The sequence below is a fragment of the Prevotella sp. HJM029 genome (genome assembly GCF_000599605.1).
GTDB lineage: Bacteria > Bacteroidota > Bacteroidia > Bacteroidales > Bacteroidaceae > Prevotella.
The window spans coordinates 1-2,006 of record NZ_AZHT01000072.1; the positions used below are offsets into that span (position 1 = coordinate 1).

1 protein-coding gene is annotated in these 2,006 nt (G+C 43.7%); it reads left to right on the forward strand.

The annotated features are described in order from the left end of the window. The first annotated feature begins 960 nt into the window (after positions 1-960). Positions 961-1,101, forward strand: a complete 141-nt coding sequence (locus tag X919_RS16515; RefSeq protein ID WP_155949666.1) for a hypothetical protein — start codon at positions 961-963, stop codon at positions 1,099-1,101. Positions 1,102-2,006 lie beyond the last annotated feature (905 nt).

Sequence of the window (2,006 nt, forward strand, 5' to 3'; positions counted from 1 at the left end):
AATTAAAGCGTTCCTCACTTATGCAGAAAACTGCCGACCGCAGCAACAGCCACACGAGCGAAAATAATTCAGTTACCGAACATTACTCCATCGTTACCTATCTCAAAATCAGGTAATGCTTTGGTAACTGAACTTTTGCCTAAATCTACATATTCCTGCCCTTTTTGAAAAGAGCACTTCTATGCAAATCGTTCTGTTTCTTCCTCATTATCAATTAGTTTACATCAACTTCTATTTCTCTTCATTTTCGTTGATTAGTTACCAACTAAAAGCAATGCTTTTGTAAAGCAATCTCACCCATTTTATCCAACAATCTCTATCATTTTCCCTGCTAATTACATTGCCTTTTGTATACATCGGGAGACATGATGCGTCGCAACCGCCACACAATCCTATCTCACAGACATATTCCTCCACCCGCAATCTGCATGGAATCGCCTTGCCTTCAACCCATTTAATCGTGTTTGCCAAGATAGAAAAAGATTGAAACTCAGTGCATATTATACACCAAAAGAGATGACGCTTTCGGCGGGGATGGACTAACAAACGCTACGATAATGACCTTGTTATGATGCAGGTGAATAATGCCTTGCGTACAATCCACATAATTTCATTTGATTCTGGAGGGTGATGGCGTAGCAATGCGCGCCATTTCATTTATTGATGAGTAATCATGTTGTGTGTGCAACCCTCGTATTATGTGCTGTGCAAAATAGGGGTGTCTGGCGATATAGATATGATATTGTTTAATAGTGCATTATGGTGTTGTGGACAATTCGTGCAAATTTGTTCGTTGATGAATGGTAATGTGGTGGGGAGTATACGCATTTCGCTCATTGGTAAATGGCAATACCATATACCATCTACGCGATTTCACTCCGTGGCAAATGCTAATGATGAGCTCACCCCCAACGGGCGGTGTGATGATATCCCATGCGATGGTGTGTTGATAAATGGGCTATGATGGATGAACTCCAATGCAATGTTATCCTCATCTCCGGGTTGTGGCGCGATAATCAATGGTTGGTGACACGGCAACCCTATCGGGGTTGTACTTTCGATAGCCCAGGGTTGCCGACGATAGGAGGCTACCCTGGATAATGATATATGAGGATAGCTACCCCCTTGGGGGTTGTACTTCCTTTCGGTGTACTATCCAATCCATCGCATATAACCATCCGTAGCGTTGCATCATCGTGATTTACATGGTCATAAAAATGGGGATGATGGGAAAATGACGTGGGGAAATTTAAAAAAGTATAACCCCAAAGGGGTAGGATTCTGTGGCGAACATCGTCAGACAGGGTAGATTTCGCTGCGCTCATCAACCCTGCCCTTTCGAAAGTATAACCCCTTCGGGGTAACCTCTCCCGCACCTTTTCGCGCGCATGCCCCTGCTATTGATGGGGCAATTCCATGCGATGGTATGGTCACACCCCATGTTGCCGCGCACCATCTCTATGCCGTGGCCTGGCGATGAATGCTCATGATGCACGCAATCCAATGTGGTGATGTGGTCACGCCTCATGTTGTGGAATTATAATAAATGGACAATGATGTGGCAACCCCATCGGGTGGCGTGATGATATCCCACGTTGTGACGCGGTAATCAATGGTTGGTGATATGGCAACCCCACCGGGGTTGTACTCTTGATAGCCCGGGGTTGCCGACGATAGGAGGCTACCCTGGGGAGCAAGGTGTGTGGAATGCTACCCCCTTGGGGGTTGTACTTTTTGTAAATGGCACCATCACTCCAAATGGATAAATGAGAAATGGAATAAAAATGACATGAAAAAATGGTGAAATAATACCATTCAATAACTATTTTGATTATATTTGCAACATACTAACACGATAAATAATGGCACAAAACCTACATCAAATACTTATTCATGCGGTGTTCCATAAACGCACGCATGCGGCAACTATTCGTCATAATGACCAACCACTTCTCAACAAATGTATTGTAAATATTTGTCACAATCTACAATGTCCGTGTCTCATT